Annotated in this window: 6 protein-coding genes and 1 pseudogene; 5 read left to right on the forward strand and 2 right to left on the reverse strand. The window is 62.0% G+C overall.

Going from position 1 to position 19,142, the window contains the following annotated elements:
• On the forward strand, nt 1–11,004 hold an 11,004-nt coding region (locus NCS03_RS28925; RefSeq protein WP_502801553.1), incomplete at its 5' end, for a non-ribosomal peptide synthetase.
• 101 nt (nt 11,005–11,105) lie between these two features.
• On the opposite strand, the gene NCS03_RS28930 is transcribed toward NCS03_RS28925, so the two are convergent.
• Nucleotides 11,106–11,765 carry a hypothetical protein gene (locus tag NCS03_RS28930; protein ID WP_250522582.1) on the reverse strand — a complete coding sequence of 220 codons (660 nt, stop codon included), beginning with the start codon at nt 11,763–11,765 and terminating at the stop codon, nt 11,106–11,108.
• Nucleotides 11,766–11,937: 172 nt separating this feature from the next.
• On the opposite strand from NCS03_RS28930, the gene NCS03_RS28935 reads away from it, so the two are divergent.
• From NCS03_RS28935 to NCS03_RS28945, 3 genes and pseudogenes are all read left to right on the forward strand, one after another.
• Nucleotides 11,938–12,795, forward strand: a complete 858-nt coding sequence (locus NCS03_RS28935; protein WP_008345483.1) for an alpha/beta fold hydrolase — start codon at nt 11,938–11,940, stop codon at nt 12,793–12,795.
• On the forward strand, nt 12,795–14,486 hold the full coding sequence (locus NCS03_RS28940) for a cyclic peptide export ABC transporter (protein WP_250530329.1): 1,692 nt from the start codon (nt 12,795–12,797) through the stop codon (nt 14,484–14,486). The genes NCS03_RS28935 and NCS03_RS28940 overlap by 1 nt, the downstream gene beginning before the upstream one ends.
• Nucleotides 14,487–14,617: 131 nt before the next feature.
• Nucleotides 14,618–14,788, forward strand: a pseudogene (locus tag NCS03_RS28945) (NAD-dependent epimerase/dehydratase family protein); the annotation flags it as partial.
• A gap of 12 nt (nt 14,789–14,800) precedes the next feature.
• Here the strand turns inward: NCS03_RS28945 and NCS03_RS28950 are convergent.
• On the reverse strand, nt 14,801–16,354 hold the full coding sequence (locus NCS03_RS28950) for a methyl-accepting chemotaxis protein (RefSeq protein WP_250530330.1): 1,554 nt from the start codon (nt 16,352–16,354) through the stop codon (nt 14,801–14,803).
• A 1,000-nt stretch (nt 16,355–17,354) separates the two neighbouring features.
• Between NCS03_RS28950 and NCS03_RS28955 the strand changes: the two genes are divergently transcribed.
• On the forward strand, nt 17,355–18,533 hold the full coding sequence (locus tag NCS03_RS28955) for a porin (protein ID WP_250530331.1): 1,179 nt from the start codon (nt 17,355–17,357) through the stop codon (nt 18,531–18,533).
• The last annotated feature ends 609 nt before the right edge of the window (nt 18,534–19,142 follow it).

The raw sequence follows: 19,142 nt of genomic DNA on the forward strand, positions 1-19,142 counted from the left end.
CGCATGTACCGCACAGGCGATCTCGCACGTTATCGTGCCGATGGCAACATCGAGTTCCTCGGCCGCAACGATCATCAGGTGAAGGTGCGCGGCTTCCGTATCGAGCTCGGCGAGATCGAAGCGCAACTCGTGGATCATGCCGCCGTGCGTGAAGCGGTCGTCATCGCGCGGGCCCGCAGCGAAGCCTCCCAGGATCAGCAACTCATCGCTTATGTCACGCTGCTCGCCGATGTCGATGCCAGTGTCTTGCGCGAGCATCTCGCCGAGCGCTTGCCCGATTACATGGTGCCCTCAGCGATCGTCATGCTCGATGCACTGCCGCTCACGCCCAACGGCAAGCTCGACCGTCACGCGCTGCCCGATCCGCACGCCGATGCCTTCGCGTTGCGTCCCTTCGAAGCGCCTTTGGGCGAGACCGAATCGTCGCTCGCCGATCTGTGGGCCGAATTGCTGGGCCTCGATCGCGTCGGCCGGCAGGATAACTTCTTCGCGCTCGGCGGCCATTCGCTGCTGGCCGTCACGCTCATCGAACGCATGCGCCGCATCGGCCTGCACGCCAATGTGCGCGATCTCTTCGCCACGCCCGTGCTCAGCACGCTTGCCGCATCGATCGAGCGCGGTGCGATTGCGCACGATATCGTCGTGCCGCCCAATGTCATCACGCCCGACACGACCGCGCTCACCCCTGCCATGCTGCCGCTCATCGCCTTGACGCAAGCGGATATCGACTCCATCGTCGAACAAGTCCCGGGCGGCATAACGAACGTGCAGGACATTTACGCGCTCGCACCGCTGCAGGAAGGCATTCTGTTCCATCACATGCTGAGCACCGAGGGCGACCCGTATCTGCAAACCGCGCGCATCGCCTTCGATAGCCGCGAGCGTCTGGATGCCTGGCTCGATGCGCTGCAACGGATCATCGCACGGCACGACATCCTGCGCACCGCCTTCATCCACGACGGCATCAGCACGCCCGCGCAAGTCGTCTGTCGCCAAGCGCCTGTCACCATCGATGAGATCGAGCTCGATCCCGCACACGGTCCGGCTGTCGATCAACTCGCGCGTCTGTTCGATGCGCGCTCGCAACGCCTGCCTCTGCATCGGGCGCCCCTGCTTCGGCTCACCCTCGCGAAGGAACACGATTCGCCGCGCTGGCTCGCGCTGCTCGTGTGGCATCACCTGATCGGCGATCACGTTACGCTCGAAGTGATTCAGAAAGAGATCAGCGCATTGCTCGAGGGCCATGCCGATGCGCTCGATGTGGCGCAACCGTTTCGCGATCTGGTCGCGCAGGCGCGGCTCGGCGCCACTCAGCAGGAGCATGAAGCGTTCTTCCGCGACATGCTCGCCGCGCTCAGCGAGCCCACGCTGCCCTTCGGCTTCACCGATGTGCATCACGACGGCTCCTCGGTCGCCGAAGCTCGCGTGACGTTGCCCGCGGCGTTGAACACGCGTCTGCGCACGCAGGCGCGAGAACTCGGCGTCAGTCTCGCCAGTCTCTGTCATCTCGCATGGGCGCGTGTGCTCGACGCGGCAAGCACCGGCGATGGCCGCATCGTCTTCGGCACCGTGCTGCTCGGGCGCATGCAGGCAGGTGTCGATCAGGCGCTCGGGCTGCTCATCAACACCTTGCCGATTCGCCTCGATGTGAACGATGTCTCTGTTGTCGATAGCGTGCGTGACACGCATCAACGTCTCGCGGCCTTGCTGCAACATCAGCATGCTCCGCTCGCACTCGCTCAGCGATGCAGTGGCGTGGCCGCGCCCGCGCCGCTCTTTAGCGCGCTGCTGAACTATCGCCACAACCAGGCCGTCGCCGATGAACAATATGCCTTCGAGGGGATCGAGCTGCTGGGCGCCGAAGAGCGCACCAACTATCCGCTCATGCTCGCTGTCGAAGACAACGGCGAGAGCCTTGGCTTGACCGCGCAAACGCTCGCGCCGCTCTCGCCCGATCAGTTGTGCGGGTACATGGAGCAAGCGTTATCGAGCCTCGTGCAGGCACTCGAGCAGGCACCGCAGACGCCCGTCGACCAACTCGATGTGCTGCCGCCCAAGACGCGTCAGTTACTGGTCCAGACGTGGAACGATACGGCTGCGTCGTACCCTGTCGATCTGTGCATTCATCAGTTGTTCGAGCAGCAGGTCGAGCGCACGCCCGATGCGATCGCGCTGATCTTTGGAGATCAGACGCTCACGTATGCGCAACTCAATGCGCGCGCCAATCGGCTCGCGCATCATTTGATCAAGTTGGGCGTGCGTCCGGAAGATCGCGTGGCGCTGTGCGTGGAGCGTGGCATCGGCATGGTGGTGGCGTTGCTCGCGATACTCAAAGCGGGCGGCGCCTATGTGCCGCTCGATCCGGCTTACCCCGGCGAACGCCTGACTCACATCCTCACTGACTCGACGCCGCGCCTCTTGCTCGCCGATGCCATCGGCCGTGAAGCACTCGGCGATACGGGTACGTTGAGCGTGCTCGATCCGGACGCATCGCTCGATGCATCAGAGGACAATCCTCAAACCAGAATCGAACCACATCATCTCGCATACGTGCTCTTTACATCGGGCTCCACAGGCAAGCCCAAAGGCGTGATGATCGAGCATCGCCAGATGCTGAACTTCCTGTGCTCGATGCGCGATATCACCTCGATGAACGCCGCCGACACACTGCTCGCTGTCACGACGATATCCTTCGATATCGCGGGCCTGGAGTTGTATTTACCCTTGAGCGCCGGCGCGCGCATCGTGCTCGCATCGCGCAACGATGCGGCCGATCCGCTCGCGTTGCAAGCGCTCATCGATGCACACGCCATCAGCTTCATGCAGGCGACCCCGGCCACCTGGCGCATGCTGCTCGACACGCAGTGGAGCGGCAGCGCGAAGCTTACCGCGCTGTGCGGCGGTGAAGCGTTGTCCGCGAACCTCGCGGCGCGTCTGAACGAGAAGGTCAAGGCGCTGTGGAATCTCTACGGTCCGACTGAAACGACGGTCTGGTCCTCGTGCTATCGCACGGGCCGCGACGCGCATAGGTCATCCACGGTATCGGTCGGCCGGCCGATTGCCAACACGCGTCTGTACGTGCTCGATGCGCACTACCGGCTCGTGCCGCCGGGTGCCGTGGGCGAGTTGTATATCGGTGGCGCGGGGGTGGCGCGTGGTTATCTCAATCGTGCCGAGCTCACCGCCGAGCGCTTCCTCGACGATCCGTTCATTGCCGATGCGCGCATCTATCGCACGGGCGATCTCGCGCGCTATCGCGCCGATGGCAATCTCGAGTTCCTCGGACGCAACGATAATCAGGTCAAGATTCGCGGCTTCCGGATCGAACTCGGCGAGATCGAAGCGCAGCTCGCGAGTCATCCGGCCGTGCGCGAGGCCGTCGTCATCGCACGGGCGCGGCGTGAAGAGACGCAGGACCAGCAGCTCATCGCCTATGTCACTGGCGCCACCGCTATCGATACGAATGCGCTTCGCGAGCATGTGACTGCGCGCTTGCCGGATTACATGGTGCCATCGGCGTTCGTCACGCTCGATGCGCTTCCGCTCACGCCCAACGGCAAGCTCGATCGGCGCGCATTGCCCGATCCGCAGTGGCAGGATCTCGCCGCTTATGTCGCGCCGCGCACCTCGCTCGAACATACGCTCGCGCAGTGCTTTGCCAGCGTCCTCGGACTCGAGCGCGTGAGTGTCTTCGACAACTTCTTCGCGCTCGGCGGGCATTCGTTGCTGGCCACGCAACTCGTATCGCGCTTGCGTCAGGCGCTTTGCATCGAATTGCCCTTACGAACATTGTTCGATGCGCCGACGGTGGCTTCGCTCGGCGAAACCTTACAGCAGGAAGCGGGTCGCGTGAGCGCAATCCCGACACTGCAAGCACGCACGCGGCCGCAGCATTTACCGCTGTCTTTTGCGCAGGAACGCTTGTGGTTCCTCGAACAGCTCAACCCCGGACAGTCGACCTATAACATTCCGGTAGCCGTGCGCCTGAGCGGGTCGCTCGATGTTCCGGCGCTCGACACTGCGTTGAATGCCCTCGTGGAGCGTCACGAAAGCCTGCGTACTTCGTTCGTGCAACAAGACGGGCAGGCGGTTCAATGTATCGCGACGCAATTGCGGATCGCACTGCCTCTCGTCGAACTCGGCACGCTCGCCTCCGACGCGCAAGCCGCCGAAGTCCGCCGGATCACGCAAGCCGAAGCCACGCGAGCCTTCGATCTTCAGCATGGGCCGCTTCTTCGCGCGCGGCTGCTTCGCCTCGCCGAAGACGAGCATGTGCTGCTCTTCGCGATGCATCACATCATCTCCGATGGCTGGTCCATCGGCGTGCTCGTGCGTGAACTCGGCGCGTGCTATGAGGCCGCGTTGCATGACGAAGCGCTCGCTTTGCCGCCGTTGGCCGTGCAGTATGCCGACTTTACCTTGTGGCAGCGCGATTGGCTCACCGGCGCGGAACTCGATCGACAGACGCAATACTGGCGCACTCAGCTCGCCGAACTCGCACCGCTCGATCTGCCGACTGATCGCCCTCGCCCTGCGCGGATCAGCGGACGTGGCGCAACATTGCCCTTTTCGCTGAGTCCCAACTTGTCGGAGCGCGTGACCACGCTCGCGCATCGAGAAGGCGTGACGCCATTCATGGTGCTGCTCGCCACACTCCAGACGCTTCTTGGTCGTCTCTCCGGGCAATCGCAAGTGGCAGTCGGCTCGCCGATCGCCAATCGCACGCATGCACAGATCGAACCGCTCATCGGTCTGTTCGTCAATACGCTCGTATTGCGTGCGGACCTGTCGGGCGCGCCCAGCATGCGCGAATTGCTCACGCAAGTGCGCGATACGACGCTCGCCGCTTACGCACATCAGGACCTGCCTTTCGAAAAACTCGTCGAAGCGCTCGCGCCGGCGCGCGACACGAGCCGTACGCCGCTCTTTCAAGTGATGCTCGTCTTGCAGAATGCGCCGCTCGAGGCGCTTGCTTTGCCCGGTCTCACGCTGGAACTTCTGCCCCCGGCCGAAGCCGGCGCCAAGTTCGACCTCACGCTGAACCTGACTCACACGCACGACCGCTTCGCGGGCAGCATCAGCTACGCAAGCGATCTTTTCGATAGGCAGACTATCGTGCGTTTCGGCGAACGCTTCACGCGCTTGCTGGATCAGGCGCTCGCGCGGCCCGATGTACCGTTACATGCGCTCGAACTCGTGTTGCCTGAAGAGTATGCGCTGTTCGATCGATGGAACGACACGGCAGCCGCCTACCCCGAGCACCTCTCCATGCATCAGCTTTTCGAGCAACAGGTTCGACGCACGCCCGATGCCACCGCGCTCATCTTCGAAGACGAATCCCTCACGTATGCGGAGCTGAATGCGCGTGCTAATCGGCTTGCTCATCGACTGATCGCGCTGCGCGTGCGTCCGGAAGATCGCGTCGCGTTATGCATGGAGCGGCGCGTCGGCATGATCGTCTCGTTGATAGCCACGCTCAAGGCGGGCGGCGCATACGTGCCACTCGATCCTGCGTATCCGGGTGAACGGCTGAATCACATTCTTGCCGATGCCGCGCCTCGATTGCTGATCGCCGATGCAGCCGGCCGTCATGCGTTGGGCGACACGGGCACTCTGACGGTACTCGATCTTCATACATCCGACGACGAAACGCTCTCGCAGGCCGATCCGCAAGCACCGGTCGCGCCGCACAACCTCGCGTATGTGATCTATACGTCGGGATCGACGGGCAAGCCGAAGGGCGTCGCCATCGAACATCGAAACGCCGTCAACTTCCTGAACTGGGCGCAGAACGCCTTTACATCGAAAGAGCTTTCACACACGCTGTTTGCCACATCGATCAATTTCGATCTTTCGATCTATGAATGCTTCGCACCGTTGACCTGCGGCGCCACCGTGCATCTCGTCGACAACGTCCTCGCACTTTCCAGAAAGCCGCACGATGTGAGCCTCGTCAACACGGTGCCTTCGGCGATCACTTCCCTACTCGATGCAGGTGCATCGCTCGCATCCGTCGAGACTATCAACCTTGCGGGCGAGCCGCTCAGGCTCGCGCTGATGAAACGCATCTTCGCCGAGACCGATATCGAACGATTGTGCAATCTGTATGGCCCGTCCGAGACGACCACTTACTCGACGTGGATCGAGATGCATAGGGGCGATCACCTGAAGGAGACCATCGGCAAGCCGATCGCCAACACCCGCGTCTATCTGCTCGATGCGCGATGCAAGCCGGTGCCGCTCGGCACGGTGGGCGAAGTGTATATCGGCGGCGCGGGCGTGGCGCGTGGCTATCTCAACCGGCCTGAACTCACCGCCGAACGCTTCCGCGACGATCCGTTCATGCCCGGCGATCGCATGTACCGCACAGGCGATCTCGCACGTTATCGTGCCGATGGCAACATCGAGTTCCTCGGCCGCAACGATCATCAGGTGAAGGTGCGCGGCTTCCGTATCGAGCTCGGCGAGATCGAAGCGCAACTCGTGGATCATGCCGCCGTGCGTGAAGCGGTCGTCATCGCGCGGGCCCGCAGCGAAGCCTCCCAGGATCAGCAACTCATCGCTTATGTCACGCTGCTCGCCGATGTCGATGCCAGTGTCTTGCGCGAGCATCTCGCCGAGCGCTTGCCCGATTACATGGTGCCCTCAGCGATCGTCATGCTCGATGCACTGCCGCTCACGCCCAACGGCAAGCTCGACCGTCACGCGCTGCCCGATCCGCACGCCGATGCCTTCGCGTTGCGTCCCTTCGAAGCGCCTTTGGGCGAGACCGAATCGTCGCTCGCCGATCTGTGGGCCGAATTGCTGGGCCTCGATCGCGTCGGCCGGCAGGATAACTTCTTCGCGCTCGGCGGCCATTCGCTGCTGGCCGTCACGCTCATCGAACGCATGCGCCGCATCGGCCTGCACGCCAATGTGCGCGATCTCTTCGCCACGCCCGTGCTCAGCACGCTTGCCGCATCGATCGAGCGCGGTGCGATTGCGCACGATATCGTCGTGCCGCCCAATGTCATCACGCCCGACACGACCGCGCTCACCCCTGCCATGCTGCCGCTCATCGCCTTGACGCAAGCGGATATCGACTCCATCGTCGAACAAGTCCCGGGCGGCATAACGAACGTGCAGGACATTTACGCGCTCGCACCGCTGCAGGAAGGCATTCTGTTCCATCACATGCTGAGCACCGAGGGCGACCCGTATCTGCAAACCGCGCGCATCGCCTTCGATAGCCGCGAGCGTCTGGATGCCTGGCTCGATGCGCTGCAACGGATCATCGCACGGCACGACATCCTGCGCACCGCCTTCATCCACGACGGCATCAGCACGCCCGCGCAAGTCGTCTGTCGCCAAGCGCCTGTCACCATCGATGAGATCGAGCTCGATCCCGCACACGGTCCGGCTGTCGATCAACTCGCGCGTCTGTTCGATGCGCGCTCGCAACGCCTGCCTCTGCATCGGGCGCCCCTGCTTCGGCTCACCCTCGCGAAGGAACACGATTCGCCGCGCTGGCTCGCGCTGCTCGTGTGGCATCACCTGATCGGCGATCACGTTACGCTCGAAGTGATTCAGAAAGAGATCAGCGCATTGCTCGAGGGCCATGCCGATGCGCTCGATGTGGCGCAACCGTTTCGCGATCTGGTCGCGCAGGCGCGGCTCGGCGCCACTCAGCAGGAGCATGAAGCGTTCTTCCGCGACATGCTCGCCGCGCTCAGCGAGCCCACGCTGCCCTTCGGCTTCACCGATGTGCATCACGACGGCTCCTCGGTCGCCGAAGCTCGCGTGACGTTGCCCGCGGCGTTGAACACGCGTCTGCGCACGCAGGCGCGAGAACTCGGCGTCAGTCTCGCCAGTCTCTGTCATCTCGCATGGGCGCGTGTGCTCGACGCGGCAAGCACCGGCGATGGCCGCATCGTCTTCGGCACCGTGCTGCTCGGGCGCATGCAGGCAGGTGTCGATCAGGCGCTCGGGCTGCTCATCAACACCTTGCCGATTCGCCTCGATGTGAACGATGTCTCTGTTGTCGATAGCGTGCGTGACACGCATCAACGTCTCGCGGCCTTGCTGCAACATCAGCATGCTCCGCTCGCACTCGCTCAGCGATGCAGTGGCGTGGCCGCGCCCGCGCCGCTCTTTAGCGCGCTGCTGAACTATCGCCACAACCAGGCCGTCGCCGATGAACAATATGCCTTCGAGGGGATCGAGCTGCTGGGCGCCGAAGAGCGCACCAACTATCCGCTCATGCTCGCTGTCGAAGACAACGGCGAGAGCCTTGGCTTGACCGCGCAAACGCTCGCGCCGCTCTCGCCCGATCAGTTGTGCGGGTACATGGAGCAAGCGTTATCGAGCCTCGTGCAGGCACTCGAGCAGGCACCGCAGACGCCCGTCGACCAACTCGATGTGCTGCCGCCCAAGACGCGTCAGTTACTGGTCCAGACGTGGAACGATACGGCTGCGTCGTACCCTGTCGATCTGTGCATTCATCAGTTGTTCGAGCAGCAGGTCGAGCGCACGCCCGATGCGATCGCGCTGATCTTTGGAGATCAGACGCTCACGTATGCGCAACTCAATGCGCGCGCCAATCGGCTCGCGCATCATTTGATCAAGTTGGGCGTGCGTCCGGAAGATCGCGTGGCGCTGTGCGTGGAGCGTGGCATCGGCATGGTGGTGGCGTTGCTCGCGATACTCAAAGCGGGCGGCGCCTATGTGCCGCTCGATCCGGCTTACCCCGGCGAACGCCTGACTCACATCCTCACTGACTCGACGCCGCGCCTCTTGCTCGCCGATGCCATCGGCCGTGAAGCACTCGGCGATACGGGTACGTTGAGCGTGCTCGATCCGGACGCATCGCTCGATGCATCAGAGGACAATCCTCAAACCAGAATCGAACCACATCATCTCGCATACGTGCTCTTTACATCGGGCTCCACAGGCAAGCCCAAAGGCGTGATGATCGAGCATCGCCAGATGCTGAACTTCCTGTGCTCGATGCGCGATATCACCTCGATGAACGCCGCCGACACACTGCTCGCTGTCACGACGATATCCTTCGATATCGCGGGCCTGGAGTTGTATTTACCCTTGAGCGCCGGCGCGCGCATCGTGCTCGCATCGCGCAACGATGCGGCCGATCCGCTCGCGTTGCAAGCGCTCATCGATGCACACGCCATCAGCTTCATGCAGGCGACCCCGGCCACCTGGCGCATGCTGCTCGACACGCAGTGGAGCGGCAGCGCGAAGCTTACCGCGCTGTGCGGCGGTGAAGCGTTGTCCGCGAACCTCGCGGCGCGTCTGAACGAGAAGGTCAAGGCGCTGTGGAATCTCTACGGTCCGACTGAAACGACGGTCTGGTCCTCGTGCTATCGCACGGGCCGCGACGCGCATAGGTCATCCACGGTATCGGTCGGCCGGCCGATTGCCAACACGCGTCTGTACGTGCTCGATGCGCACTACCGGCTCGTGCCGCCGGGTGCCGTGGGCGAGTTGTATATCGGTGGCGCGGGGGTGGCGCGTGGTTATCTCAATCGTGCCGAGCTCACCGCCGAGCGCTTCCTCGACGATCCGTTCATTGCCGATGCGCGCATCTATCGCACGGGCGATCTCGCGCGCTATCGCGCCGATGGCAATCTCGAGTTCCTCGGACGCAACGATAATCAGGTCAAGATTCGCGGCTTCCGGATCGAACTCGGCGAGATCGAAGCGCAGCTCGCGAGTCATCCGGCCGTGCGCGAGGCCGTCGTCATCGCACGGGCGCGGCGTGAAGAGACGCAGGACCAGCAGCTCATCGCCTATGTCACTGGCGCCACCGCTATCGATACGAATGCGCTTCGCGAGCATGTGACTGCGCGCTTGCCGGATTACATGGTGCCATCGGCGTTCGTCACGCTCGATGCGCTTCCGCTCACGCCCAACGGCAAGCTCGATCGGCGCGCATTGCCCGATCCGCAGTGGCAGGATCTCGCCGCTTATGTCGCGCCGCGCACCTCGCTCGAACATACGCTCGCGCAGTGCTTTGCCAGCGTCCTCGGACTCGAGCGCGTGAGTGTCTTCGACAACTTCTTCGCGCTCGGCGGGCATTCGTTGCTGGCTGTTCAGTTGATGGCATCGATTCACGCGAAGCTCGGCCAGGACATTTCGATTCGCGTTCTCTTCAATGCGCCATCGGTCGCGGAACTCGCCGATCAACTGAACGCCGCGCCTTCGAACAACGAATTCGATCCGATTCTGCCTATCCGCGCATCGGGGAGCGGCGCACCGCTCTTCTGCATTCATCCGGTCGGCGGACTGGCGTGGAGCTATGCGGGTCTCGCGAAGATCATCGATGACGACCGGCCCCTCTACGCCGTCCAGACGCCGGCGTTGAAGGAGCCCGGCTACCGTCCCGCGAGCATCGTCGACATGGCGGCGGACTATATCGCGCGCATCCGCACGGTTCAGCCTCACGGTCCCTATCACCTCCTCGGCTGGTCCTTCGGCGGACTGCTCGCGTACGAAATGGCGACGCAACTGCAAAACCTTGGCGAGAAGATCGGCGAGCTCGTGTTGCTGGATTCGCGTCTTCCGGACGGACTCACTGCATCCGAAGTCGATGAATGGGCGCTGTTCGCCGCGACGTTCCCGGACATGTCGCCCGATCTCACGCTCACGCTTCAGGCAATGCAATCGACCACCGAGCGCGTGGTCGCGCTGCGTGAGCATCGGCTGATACCGGCGTATATCACGGACGAGCACGTCACAACGCTGATCGGCACGACGCAACGGAACATGCAGTTGCAATCGATGTACGCGCCCCGGTCGTTCCATGGCGATATCGTCTATTTCACGGCGACGCGCTCCGAAGCGCCCGGACAACCCCGACGTAGCGCGCAATGGCGAGCGTGCGTGAATGGTTCGATCGTGAACTACGACATCGAATGCATGCATGGCGAGATGTGCCTGCCATCGTCGCTCGCGATGATCGGACAGAACCTCGCATCGATGAATGTGATTGGTGCATCAGCGAAGTAGAGAACGAACAGCGCCACGGGCTTAGGCCGGTGGCGCTGCTATCGAACGAAGGAATGGAAGGAGTGAAAAGAGTGCGCCGAGGCCGCCGATATGACGATCGCTCAACCTGCGCGCCGCTGCTTGCGATCGGTATGCTTGCGCACGTTGCTGGCGAGTTCCGAAATGATTTCGGTGGCTGCGCCGATGATCTGACCGAAGTCGAATCCCGCGCGCGTCATCTCCCGATAGAACGATCGTGCAAGCATCTTCGAGAGCTGGCTCGGGTTCTGTACGGATTGCGCGACGATGTCGCCGATCGTCTGATCCGAAGATCGCTTGATCGTTGCCTGAGCGAACGGCGAGGCGACGAGCTTCTCAAGCCGGTCCGCCTCGACGGATCGCGTGACGAACGTGCCGAGAATGCGAAGCAGCTTCAGATCATGTTCATCGAATTGCCGTCCGAGCCGCGGTCCCGATACTTGCACGACGCCTATCGTCTTTCCGTTCATCGCGAGGACGGCGAACATCTTGTCGCGCGCGTCCGAGTATTCGACGATGGCCGTCTTCTCTCCGATATGCACTTCGCCGAATGCCTCCGTGCGGGCCGCGCACAACTCGACAACGCGATCGTCGACGGGTATCGAAACGACGCATCGCTTCACGCGCATTGCCTCGGCGACCATCGCTGCGAGTGCTTCCGGCGATACGTCGGTCGTCTCGGTGTCCGCAAACTCGACGAGCAGCGAATCCTGCGCTTCATAAACATGTTCGGCGCTTTTCATGAGCACTCCACCGGTAGGTTTGGATGTGCGTCAGGGTATGCGTCGAGAGTTAGTTCGCAGTTAGCCCATGACCGTGATTCGAACCGATCCGCGTCCTCATCCCACGCTAACTTTCGAAAGACACACTAAGCGTCATTCCTGACAGGTGCTCACGATGAAACGTCCCTTATTCATGCAGCGTCGCAGCATTAAGGTTCGCGACGGCCGTTTTGATATTTCCGTCGAAGAGTCCGGAAGTATCGGCACGCCCTGCGTCTTGCTGCACGGCCGCGGCGAGTGCAGCGGCGTATGGCGAACATTGACCGACGCAGCGTCGGCCGAACATCGTTTCGTGTCGATCGATCTGAGGGGCCACGGAGATTCGAGCTGGGACCCGGAGCGCGCTTACGATTCGCCAACCCTCGCGGGCGATGTATTGCAGGTTCTGCTTGCAATGAACATAAGAAAGCCCGTTCTTATCGGTCATTCGCTCGGCGGCAGTGTCGCACTGCAATTGAACGCACTGCTCGGACACCATGTTTCCGGACTGGTCATGGTGGACTTCGGACCGGAATCCGATGCATCGGGTTCACAACGCGTTCGTGCCGACATACGCGAGACGCCGGCTACATTCGACACGGTCGACGGATATGTCTCGTGGTTGCTCGAACGGCGTCCGCTGGCCAACGGCCGTGCGCTTCGCAATCTCGCGTTGCATGCGTTGCGCCGCACGCCGGCCGGAGTGTTCGAGCCGAAGCTGGACCGGCGCGTCGCCGATGAGTCGCCGCAAAAGAGGGAGCCGCAGGCGGAACAACTGTGGCAGATGCTGGCGTCCGTGCGCTGCCCGACGCTCGTCGTGAGAGGCGTCGGGTCAGCGGTGCTAAAGCCGCAGGTTGCGCAACGCATGGCGCATCACGCGCTATGTGAAGGGCAACTCGCCACGATATCCCGCGCCGGCCATGCGGTGATGACCGATAACCCCGACGAATTCAATCGTACGATCGACGCCTTCCTTGCTTCGCTGCCGGATGCCGTGAGCGGAGGTCAGTGATGTTCTCGATCATTCCCGCGCAGCTTCGCCGACAGTCGATGCCGCGACTGGTCATTGCAGTCATCGCCGGGTTCGCCGGGGCGCTGTGCAGCGCGGAGATCGCGCGTCTCATCGGCCAGGTCGCCGCCGGCCAGATCGAAACGCGCGGACTGGTGATCGTTTTCTTCGCGGTGTGCGCGGCGCAATTGCTGTTCAGAACGAGTTCGCAGATCATCGTGCTCGATTTCGGTCAGCAGGTGATCTGCAGTCTTCGAATCGAGCTATGCCGCAAGATCCTGCGCACGCCCTACAAGAAGCTGCAATCGCTCGGGAAGCCGCGCCTGCTCGCCATTCTTACCACGGACATCAACACGTTCGCGCAGGCATCGCAAATGCTGCCGCTCGCGTTCGGCAACGTCGTGCTCATTGTCGTATGCCTCGTGTATATGGCCTGGCTTTCGTGGCAGGCGTTCGCGTGCTTTTTCGTCTTTCTCGTCGTCGGGGGGGCGATCTATCACGGTATCGAACGCTGGCCCTTGCGCGAAATGCAAGCGGTGCGAGATCAGCTCGATGTCATCTTCCGGCACTTTCGTTCCTTGCTGGAAGGGACGCGGGAATTGCAACTCAACGACGCGCGAGCCCGATACTTCACCGAACACGTCGTTCATTCGACCGCACACGCATTCCGCCGATCGTTCACCCGCGCGATGCTCATCTATTCGCTCGTCGCCAACGCCGGTGGCATGCTCTTCTATGTGGCGATCGGCCTGATCCTGCTCGTCGTGCCGCACTGGTTTCCACAATCCCACGGCGTGCTCGTGACGCTCACCCTCCTGCTTCTTTTCCTGATCCATCCGGTCAGCGAAGTCATGACGATCTTGCCGATTCTTCGTCAGGCGTCGATTGCGCTTCAGCGCATCCGCATTCTCGATGCCGAGCTCACGCAGCAAGCGGACGATGACGGTCATGGGTCCGCAGACGATCCCTTCGGGGCCGCAGTCGAAGGCGTGCCGCTGATCCGGTTTTCCGCCGTATCGCATCGCTATCCGGGGCTGACGGAAGATCATCCGTTCACACTCGGACCGATCGATCTGTCGATTCGTCAGGGCGAAGTCGTTTATCTGATCGGCGGAAACGGCAGCGGCAAGACCACGCTCGCGATGCTGCTGCTCGGACTGTACGAGCCCGAGCAAGGGCACGTAGAACTGAACGGTGTAAAAGTCGAGAGAGACAACCTTGCGCATTATCGCGAGCGCTTCTCGGCCGTGTTCGCCGACTTTCATCTGTTCGATGAAGTGCTGTGTGAAGACCAGTCGCAAATCGCGAAGCAGGCGGCACAGTATCTTCACAAGCTCGAACTCGACCACAAGGTCAGCATGAAGGGCAACCGGTTCAGCACGGTCAATCTCTCTTCCGGACAACGCAAGCGCATGGCGCTCATAGCGTCGTATCTGGAAGACCGCCCGATCTATCTCTTCGACGAATGGGCCGCCGACCAGGACCCTGTATTCAGGCGCGTGTTCTACACGCAGTTGATTCCCGAGCTCAAGCGCAAGGGCAAGACGGTCATCGTCATTTCTCACGACGATGCCTATTTCGAATGCGCCGATCGTCTCGTTCAGGTTGCGAACGGGCGCCTCATCGACGTCTCTTCCGAAGCACTGAAAGAAGGCCTCTTCGCCGGACGCAGCGGCTCGGAAGTGGCCGAATAACTTCGCCGTTCGCTCGAACAAGACGTCCCCACCTACGGCGTTCGACAGCGACGCCGGCAAAGTCAGCGCCGACCAAGCAAACGTTTGGCGCGTAATTCCTTCCGGAAAAACTTAGGGTTGCGCAACCAGTGGAAGGCAAGCGCGCCGCGGAACGCTGTGCTTCGCCTATCGCCGCATGTACGGCACCGATGTGCGCGTCGCGCGCATCTTCAACACCTACGGTCCGCGCATGGACCCTCAGGACGGACGCGTCGCGTCGCGTCGCGTCGAACTTCATCGTGCAGGCGCTGCGCGGCGATCCAGCACCGCGCGGCTCACGCCACTTGAAACACCGCGACCGCCCGACGCAACGCTTCGGCCTGCTCGGCGAGCGATTGAGCGGCGGCGGACGCCTCTTCGACGAGTGCCGCGTTCTGCTGCGTGACCTCGTCCATCTGCGCGACGGCCACATTCACCTGATCGATGCCCATGCGCTGCTCGCCAGATGCCGCCGCCACTTCGCTCATGATGGCCGTCACGCGATTCACTGACGCGACCAGGCCTTCGATCGTGCCGCCGGCATGCTCGACGAGCGCCGAGCCGTTCGACACGCGCGCGTTCGAAGCATCGATGAGCGTCTTGATCTCCTTGGCGGCCACGGCGCTGCGTTGCGCCAGTGCGCGCACTTCGCCGGCGACGACCGCGAACCCGCGGCCCTGATCGCCTGCCCGCGCGGCCTCGACGGCCGCATTGAGCGCGAGGATGTTGGTCTGAAAGGCGATGCCTTCGATCACGCCGATGATGTCGGCCATCTGCGACGAAGCCTGCGCGATGCTGCGCATGGTCGCGACCACGTCGTTGACCGTGTCGCCGCCCTGAGTCGCGTCGCCGCATGCTTTCGTCGCGGCGTGCGTGCCCTCGGCGGCGTTGTCGGCATTCTTCGCGACCGTGCTCGCGAGTTCTTCCATGCTCGCCGCCGTTTCTTCGAGCGATGCCGCCTGAGACTCCGTGCGTTTCGACAGATCGACAGTGCCCTGCGCGATTTCGCTGGCCGCTTCGGCAATCGCCATGCTCGATGATTGAATGCCAACCACGATCGTGTTCAGACGCGCGCGCATCGTCTCGAGCGAGACCATCAGGCTGTCGGGGCTGCGGCCTTCGAGCGGGATCGCATCGCGTAGATTGCCTTGAGCGATGCGTGCCGCAAGCGCCATCGCTTCGCCCGGTTCGCCGCCGAGCGCGCGTGTAAGACCGCGCGTGATGACAAGCGCGGCTACGATGCCGGCAAGCAAGGCTGCTACGCCGAGCGCGAGCATGATCGCTTTGGCGCGGGCGTAGGCGGCGTCGGCGTCGCGGTTGGCGATATCGTTCTGTTCATCCTGGAGCGCGATCATGTCCTTCGTGGTACTCATCCAGTCCCGTTGCACAGGCCGCAACTCGTCGATCAGCACGCGAATTGCCGCCTGTTGCTCGCGCGCTTCGGCAAGCGAGATCGCCTTTTCGATGATCGGCGCGGCGGCGGCTTCGTTCGCGCGAAGCTTCTCGAATACCGCGCGTTCGCTTGCGGAGGTCTGATCGCTTTCCTTGAAGCGCGTGCCGAGTGCGTCGTAAGCCTGCGCGTAGCCTTGCGCCTGCGTACGGATGCGCGCTTTCTCCGTCTCGACCGCGGCCGCATCGGTCAGGAGCGCGATGTTGCGCAGTGCAATCATCCGGTCGCTCACCGACAGGCTCAGCACGTGCGCGAGCTTCGCCTCCGCATTGTTGACTTCGACGACTTCATCGAAGCGCGCCTGGATTTGCGACATGCTCACGAGACCGAAGACGAGCACGGCGAACAACGTTGACAGCACGATGCCGAAGCCCAGACCCAGTTTGGTGACGACCTTCATGGTTGTGATTCTCCGTAGACAGATGCGAGCGGGTTTCCCAGGATGAGAAATCCACTGCTTTCATACGGTTTACGGATAGCATTCGGTTTACTTTACGGTGCTTTCGGCGTCTTTTGACGAGTGTGCCGCGCAAAGCAACGGGCTAGCGCATCGCCTTGGTTTTGCCGTCGCTTGTACTTCCTCATTCGGGCAAATCACACCCTCAGGCATCGGGCGTCTCAAGTCTTGCGCTTCCACTGCCGATATGGCGAGATCGCTTTCGCCTCTTTAGCTCCGGACGCCACCGCTGCGCGCGAAGTAGAAACTCGAGAAGATAACTGAATGCGCTACAAAATATGCGATACATGCGGCGCCGAAGTAAGCGCTATGGCCTCTCTATGCAAACGCTGCCAGACACATTTGCCGCCGAATCCGCCTCCGGATGAAGCGACAGGAGAATCTCTGACGTCCTCGTCACAAAGCGTCAGCCGGCAGATGTTGCTCGCGTCGAGCATCGCCATCATCGGCGCGATCGCTGTTGGAGGGGTTCTCGCAACCGCTCCACGCGACGAGAGTCGAACGCAGCACAGAGCCGACGCGACCTCGGTAAGCGGTCGTGTGATTCCGGCTGAGCAGGCCGAACACCCGTCTTCGGAAAGTACATCGAAGTGAAGTCGGACCACGACGACGCAGGCCGACGCCCACCATGTCGTGACGTTACGGAATGACGGTCCCGATCGTACGAAGCTCGTCGGATTGCCCATCTGCGCAGTAGTCAGTCCGTTGGTCGCGGGCGTTAGTTAGCTGCGTGCCTGTTGTTCCAGCACGGATGTCCCGACATCTGTGTCTGCGTAGCTTTTGAGTTGGCAGATCTGACCGCGATCGCATAAAGTCAGGTAGAGCACATCGCGCCTTTTCGTATCGATGACTCGCAAGGCTAAGCACCCGTAAGACATCTAGCTCCGTGTAGAAAGCGTTCCCAGAGAATGTATCTCCCGGTCTTGGCTGCTGGAGCAGGCACATGAACAAGATGCTTAAGATAGGTGCGACGACGATCCTCACACTCGGCGGGGCAGCGCATGCGCAAAGCAGCGTCACGCTCTACGGGCTAATCGATGCGGGTTTGACCTATACGAACAGCCAGATCAGCGGGACGGGCGGCGGGCACAGCAACTGGGAAATGACGAGCGGCGCGGTCCAGTATAGCCGCTGGGGTTTGCGCGGGGCCGAGGACCTCGGCGGGGGCGTGAAGGCAATCTTCACACTGGAAAGCGGCTTCAATTTGAATACCGGGCAGTACTCGGCAAACATGCGCCTCTTCAATCGCCTGGCGTATGTCGGCTTGTCGAGCCGCGATTACGGCGCGCTCACGCTGGGCCGCCAGACCGACAGCATGGTCGATTTCGTCGCGCCGCTTTCATTGACGGGTACGGAGTTCGGGGGCACGCACTTTGCGCATCCGCTAGACAACGACAATCTGAACGACTCGTTTCAGATCAACAACGCGGTCAAGTACCTGAGCCCGAACATCGCAGGCTTTCGGTTCGGTGGGCTGTACGGCTTCTCCAATCAGGCGGGCGGATTCGCGAACAATCGTGCGTATAGCTTCGGCATCTCATACGTCGCGGGCGCGTGGAACTTCGGTGCGGGTTATCTCGCGCTCAGCAGTTCTGCCCGCACGCCGGCACAGTTGAATACGAACGGCGCAGTCACCGATACAACCGGCGCGTCCCTGCAAGGCGCGCTGACGCCGACGGGTGTGCCTTTGGGCGTGCTGGCCAGCAGTCAGAAGACCTTTGGCGCCGGTGTGAACTACACCTTCGGTCCGGGTGTGGCCGGCTTCGTGTACTCGCACACCAAGCTCTCGCAATTCTTTCAGACTGGGCTGAGCGGAACTTTCCAGAACTTCGAAGGAAACATTCGGTATGCGCTGACGCCGGCGGTCGAACTTTCGGGCGCGTACACCTATTCGCGCGCAGGCGGAAACGGCGGCGGCGGCATTCCACATTGGAATCAGGTAAGCGCGATGGCCGATTACCGCTTCTCTCGGCGCACCGATGTCTACATTCAGGGCGCGTGGCAACGGTCGAGCCCGAGCGGCACTTCGCCCTTGGGCGTGGCATGGATCAACGGCGTAACCGCCCCGGCTTCCACGACGAATCAGCTCGAAGCGGCCGTCGGCTTGAAGCATCGCTTCTGACGCCCTCGAACAGCCTTAAGCGTCAAACCGGACGAAGGACACTATCCAACGACGAATCTATCGATGACGGATGACCGCGCAAAGCGGTCCTCCCGGTCGTGTGCGGCCACCGATCGCCAAGAACGGTGGAACAACGGCGCACTGTGCGCTAATCGCATCGTCGCGCGCGGAGCCAATAACACATTGCGAGGCCGCATCGTAGCGATCGGAACGGATGAAGAACAGCCGCGCGCCTTTAGGCCCCATCCTTGTCGCCACCGGCACCTGAATAAAGCGGCGTGACGCTCAAAAGAAGAGAGACCACAATGTCGAGCAAGCGACGCATGCGTATCTCCTTCGAATGACAGCGCCGCGTATGGCGCGCGGCTCACCTTCAGTTAAGAAGAGTAGATTCGCAATGCGTCCGATTCAAGAAGCATCGGTCGACGTCAAGAATACAGCGGCGAAACCTCTATCGCGCCGAACCCAGGAAGCCACGAAAGCCGGCGCCACTTTATTTATTAGGATCGCTTACTTGATACTCGACGGTGGCGCCGCCTTATTTGCAGGCCAGGCCCGGCCGACTAGTCACATTCAGATCTGACGTGTAGTGCTCCACTTCCCGCGCTG

The sequence above is a fragment of the Caballeronia sp. ATUFL_F1_KS4A genome, assembly GCF_023630905.1.
Lineage (GTDB): Bacteria > Pseudomonadota > Gammaproteobacteria > Burkholderiales > Burkholderiaceae > Caballeronia > Caballeronia zhejiangensis.